The following is a 5,796-nucleotide window of genomic DNA, read 5'->3' on the forward strand; positions in this document are numbered from 1 at the left end:
GGGCCACCGCGCCGCACCCTCCGTGGGCTACCGGGACGACGACACCGAGGGAGGCACGTCTCCTGCCGTCACGACGCCCGGAGCAAGCGGAGACGCTCGCGCGCCGAACGACGGATGCGCTTCGTCGCACCCGCCTGCGACAGTTCCTCGAGGAGCCGCACGCTGTCGAGCTGCTCGGCGATCCGGAGCTGAAGCCACCGGGACCAGGCGTCGATCTCCGCCGGGCCGTCTACCGGACGCTCCCCGGCAGCCAGGCTCTCCCAGATCCCCAGTTCGGTCGCCCGCACCCGGGCGAAGTCCCGGAGCGGTCCGGGCGGCAGCAGGTCCACCCACTGCCGCCGTTCGCCGTCGGGGACGAGTTCGAGCGCCTTCGTGACCACCGCCGACACGAGCGGCGCGTTCGCTTCTCCTCTCAGGGCGTCCTGAAGCACCCCGCGGCGCTCCGGGTCCGGCAGCGATGCCTCGTACAAGGTCCACCGCACGTGCTCGTCGTCGTGAGCCGGCTGCGCGTCGGCACCGGCCATCGCCGCGAGCTCACGCAATGCCTCGTCGAACGTTCTCATCAGCAGCCCGGATTCTGCTTGTACCACTTCATGTAGTTGCGGATCGAGTTGCGGATCGTCCTCAGATTATTGTCGATGACCTTCTGCTGCGCAGAGGTCAGCTTGATGTTGGGGTCCAGCGGCTTGCCGTTCTGGCCGATCTGGATCCCGTGCCCCTTGATCCCCGGCCCCTGGAGATGCCCGTGCGCCGGGGCGTGGTCGTTCGAGAAGATCTGGAAGCGGTACGCCCCGTCCCGGAACACCTCCCCGACCGGGCTGTCGTCACCCGCGTTGTGGACGAGGACGTCGTCCGCGGTGACGTGGTAGGTGTGCAGGTCGGCGATCGTGAGGTTGTAGGCGGTGACGTCGTAGCGGCTGACGTCGACGCTCGTGGCCCGGAGTGTCGAGCCCTCCGCCGTGAGGACGAGATCGCCGGCCTCCAGGTCGATCGCGTCCACCCACGCGTCCTCCGACACCACCCAGAACGGATGCTCGTCGGTCGCGTCGACCTGCCCGCCGTCGGCGAACCCGACGTCGACCATGGTGTGCACGCCACCGTGACGGATCAGGTCCGTGACCCGCCGAGCGCCCTGCTCTCCGGTCACCGGGTCGGACGCGAGCACGAGGTCGCCGACCTCGACGTCCTCGATCGGCTTGCGGCTGCCATCGGCCATCAGCACGAGCGTTCCGGCGTCGAAGCTGTTCGGCCGGCGACACAGGGCGCCCGCACCGTCGAGGATGTCGTCGGCGCCCCTGGCCGCCCCGTTGGCGGCGGGGCGTGCCGCCGTTCCGATGCGGCCGGCCTGGATGGCCCGTCCGCCGATCGGGCCCAGGAGCATCCCGCCGACACAGCCGGTCGCCGCAGCCGCGCCGACGTCGCCCCACTGGACCTTGCGGCCGGAGAGCCGCTGGCCGAGGTAGCTGATCCCACCATCGACGAGCGCCCCGCCCGCGCAGGCCAGCAGGAGCGGGTTCGTCCCCGTGGGATCGGTGTACGACGTCGGAGCGTTGGCGGCGTAGGCGTACAGGTTGGTCCCACCCGCGAGACCGATGGGGTCCTCGGAGATGAAGCGGCCGAGTTCGGGGTGGTAGTAGCGGGCGCGGTGGTACGTCAGACCCGTGCCGTCGTCCTGACGGCCCGTGAACCCGAGGTCGGCTCCGTGCGTGTCGCCGGTCGTGGTGGTGACGCCGAACGGGTCGTAGCTGTACCGCGCCGACGTCGTCCCGTCCGCCGCCCCCAGGGCGAGCGGGGAACCGAGCAGATCGGTCAGGATCGCGTCGGTGCCGCCCTCATGGATGCGGGCGAACCACTGGTCCATCCCGCCGGAGAGCAGCTCGGCCGCGACCTCGCCGTCCGCGTCCAGTTCGACGGCGGTGTTCGGCCCGAGATCCAGGAAGCCGGTCCGGTCGCCGTCGTTCGTCCGTGCGGCACGTCCACCGGTCGGGTCGTACCCGAACTCGGTCGCCACGGTCGCGCCGGCGACGCCGGCCAGGCGTCCACGCGCGTCCCACTGGAACGTGCGGCTGCCGTCGGTGAGCATGTTCCCGTCCTGGTCGTACTCCAGCGGAACCCCGCCCGCGGAGGTCAGCCGGTTCAGGACGTCGTACTCCAGTGCGGACCGCTCGGCCGGCAGCGTGACGTTGGCGTACGAACCGGCCACCGAGCCGACCTTGCCGTCCGGCAGGTAGGTGTACGCGAGATCGCCCTGCACCTGACCGCCGTGGGCGTAGGTGAGCGCGGTGACACGGTCGCCGGTGTCGTACGTGTACGACTGGGTCCACCCTCCGGGCAGCGACACCTGCGACAACCGGCCCGCGGCGTCGAGATCCAGCCCCACGCTCGTACCGCCCTGGTCGATCCCGGTCAGCGCACCGGTCGCGTCGTAGGTGTAGGTCCGGGCCTGCTGCCCCGCCATGGTCGCCGAGACCACCCGGGAGTTCGCGTCGTACTCGAACGTCGTGGAGCCGGCGGGCTCATCGACGCCTACCACCCTGTCCCGGACGTCGTAGGTGTACGACGTCGTCCCGATCTCGCTGTCGGTCACGCTCGCGGGCCGGTCGAACTCGTCGTACGCGTAGGTCACCGCCGAGGCGAACTGGCCGCCGGACGCGTACTCCTCGGAGATCACCCGTCCCAGGCCGTCGTACCCGTAGGAGACCGAACGCCCCGCCCGCGACGTCGTCTCGGAGATCCGGCCCGCGGCGTCGTAGGCGAACGTGTCCGACGCGCCGGAGGCATCGGTTCGCGCCACGACCCGGTCCGAGTCGTCGTACGTCCACGACGTCACACGCCCCGCGGCATCCGTGAAACCCGTGACATTCCCGTTCGGGTCGTACGTGTACGACTGCTCGAACCCGAGCGGGTCGGTCAACCGCACCGGCTGGTTCAGCTCGTCGAGCTCCATCGTCCGGATCGCACCGTCCGGCGCCTCGGTCACGGTCCGGCGGCCGACCGCGTCGGTGAACATCCGGGTCGTCGCACCGTCCGGGCCGGTCACCGAGACAAGATCACCGGCCACGTAGCCGAACTCGCTCGTGTTCCCGGACGCGTCCGTCACCGAGGTCACCTGGCCGCGCGCGTTGTAGGTCGCCGTCCGGGAACGGCCCTCCGGATCGATCGTCTCGACGAGGTTTCCCCGATCGTCGTACCGCATACGGGTCACGTTCCCCGCCGGGTCCGTGTGCTCGACCGGGAGCGTGTACGCGCCGTACGTCGTCGTCCCCAGGTCCGCCTCGTCGGCCGTGCCCGAGAGCACGCTCGTCGACTCGAGGAGGCCGCGTTCGTCGTACGAGTGCCTCGACACCCGCCCGTACGGGTCGACCACCTCCGTCACCAGGTTGTCCGCCCGGCGTGTGAACGTCGTGGTGCGCTCGGTCCCGCTGCCGGACAGGATCGTGTCGCTCATGGCGACACCGTCGGCGTCGAAGCTGACCTCGCGCACCGAACCGTCCGGACGCGTCACCCGCGTCTCGGACACGGTCCCGTCGGCGGTCAGGGTGTACTCGAACTCGAAGACCTGACCGTCGGTCAACGTCTGACGGGACACGCGCCCGTTCGCGTCGTACTCGTTCGACAGGTACGTGATTCCACGGGCGTCCGTGATCGAGTCGATCCGGCCCTCGGTGTCATAGGTGTACGTCGAGACGTTCCCGGCCGGATCCGTCACCGTCGAGAGATGGCCGGCCTCGTCGTACGTGTACGTCACCGTTCGCCCGATGTTGTCCCGCGCGCTCGTGATGCGGTGCTCCGCGTCGTACTCCAGCTTGATCCAGCGGCCGGTCGGTGACGTGATCTGGGTGAGGTCGTTGCCCGGACCACCACCGGTGCCGCCGTCGCGGGTGAGCCTGACCTCGTTCCCGTTGCGGTCGGTGATCGACGTGGCGCGGGAGACGTGCGGGAAGTGGTAGGTGAGTCCGTCCAGGGTCACCAGGTCCCATCCGCCCTGGACGTAGGAGATCGTCGAGGACCGGAACGGCCCCGTCGTGTCGACCGCCTCCATCTCCGTCTCGTTCAGGCTGTTGCCCGGTGTCGTACGGACGTAATGCACCTTGCCACCACCGGGAAGGTAGAGGTCGACCTCCTGCCAGTACTCCTCCGAGTGCAGCCACATCCCGTAGTTCAGATGCTGTCCGATCCCGAACTCGCGCGACGCCTGGTCGCCCTGCCAGTACGACCTCTCCACGGCGATCGGTGCGATGCCGTCGTCGACGGCCAGGTCGGTGCGTGTATCGGTCAGCAGACCCGTCGACAGGTCCACCGGGTCGCCCGAGAGCCAGTCGAAGAAGTCGGAGAAGCGGCTCTGCCCGGGTTTCTCCGAGCCGGACCAGTTGAAGCTCGACCCGTCGAAGCTCCACACCCGTGTGTCCTCGTCGGGCACCACCTGGGTGCCGTCCTCCGAGACGGTCCCGTGCCCGTACTTGCGCCAGCCCTCACCCTCCGGCTCGTAGTCGAAGAACTCCACCCGCTCCCCGGGAGCCAGCCCCGTGTAGTTGGGGTAGACGATCTGCGCGCCCTCGGGGAACACGAACGTGCCGCCCGGCTGCACCGTGAAGTACAGCGGGATGTCGCCGTACCGGGGCATCGGGAACGGGGCGCGGTCCAACGGGAGAGGAGTGATGCCCAGCTCCCGCACCACGTTGCCGTCCGCGTCACGCACGACCGTCCCCGCCGGCAGGCGCACCTCCAGCCCTGGGATGTACGGCGAGGTCAGTACCGTTTCCGTCGTGGTGGGCACCTCCAGCTCGACGGTGTGCTCCGTGTCCAGCCGCGGCATCCACACGGTCGCCGGCAGCTGTGTCGTGGTGCCCGGCTCCACCTCGACCTGGATCCGGAAGGTGCCGTAGGCCGCCTTGTTCGTGTTCGCGCTCGAACCGTCCACCACGATCATCGGAGCGGCCGCCGAGACGTCCTCGAGAAGGAACCGGCCCTTCTTGTCGCTCCGGGTCGACACGTCCCCGGCGGTGACCGTCACCCCGGCCAGGGGCTTGCCCTTCAGATCGAGGACATGCCCGGCCACGGCCGTCGTACCGCGGGCCGCGCGCAGGTTTCTCGGTACGTCGGCCTCGTCCCGGCGCGTCACCCAGTCGACGCCCTGCAGATTGGCCGCATCCGGCGTCCACTGCGGCTTCACACCTTCCGGCAACGCGCTCGTCGAGCTGTCGTCGGCATCCTCGAGCTCGGGCTCCGGCCGAGCGTCCTTGACCGATGCCCGCGTCACGCCGCGCTGCACGAGGGCGTCGGCCGGCTCCGTCGCCGACACGGACACCGTTCCGGTCGACGGGGTCATCGGTCGGACCAGAACGGTGTACGTCCCGGACACCGGGACCGCCGCCTCGCTCAGTGAGCCGGAGGCTCCCGACGTGAAGCGGGAGGCCAGGCGCGTGCCGTCCGGGTCGAACAGCTCGACGTACCGGTTACCCAGGTTCTCCACCGTCCAGGACAGGGCCACGTCCTGGCCGGCAGACAGGTCCAGGGTCCCGGCGACCTCCTGCCCAGCCCGCCCGACGACGAACTCCGTGGCCGCGCCGTCGAGGACGAGTGCTCCCGCATCGTCCCGCAACGACACGGTGACCGTGGCCGAACCCGTCGCGGTACTCGTGGGCCGGACCACGATGGTGTACGTCCCCGCCGCGGGGATCGGGTCCACGTTGAAGACGTGCGTGGAGCCGGACGAGAACGCCGAGTCCAGACGCTCCCCGTCCGGACCGAACACCTCCACGTACCGCGTCCCGACCGACACCCCGGACGACGCCA

Annotated in this window: 2 protein-coding genes; both read right to left on the reverse strand. The window is 69.9% G+C overall.

The genetic code is table 11. From position 1 onward, the window contains the following. Positions 1 to 68: 68 nt before the first annotated feature. Positions 69 to 563, reverse strand: a complete 495-nt coding sequence (locus J0911_RS09195) for a hypothetical protein (RefSeq protein WP_207275172.1) — start codon at positions 561 to 563, stop codon at positions 69 to 71. Continuing rightward, the gene (locus J0911_RS09200) at positions 563 to 5,761 is read right to left on the reverse strand and encodes an RHS repeat-associated core domain-containing protein (protein ID WP_207275173.1); all 5,199 of its coding nucleotides are present in this window, start codon (positions 5,759 to 5,761) and stop codon (positions 563 to 565) included. Before J0911_RS09200 ends, J0911_RS09195 begins: the two co-directional genes overlap by 1 nt. Positions 5,762 to 5,796 lie beyond the last annotated feature (35 nt).

Source organism: Myceligenerans salitolerans, assembly GCF_017349295.1.
Classification (GTDB): domain Bacteria; phylum Actinomycetota; class Actinomycetes; order Actinomycetales; family Cellulomonadaceae; genus Myceligenerans; species Myceligenerans salitolerans.

Excerpts from the sequence above, each read along its gene's own strand:
- J0911_RS09195 (WP_207275172.1), bottom strand. The coding sequence starts at position 563 with ATGAGAACGTTCGACGAGGCATTGCGTGAGCTCGCGGCGATGGCCGGT.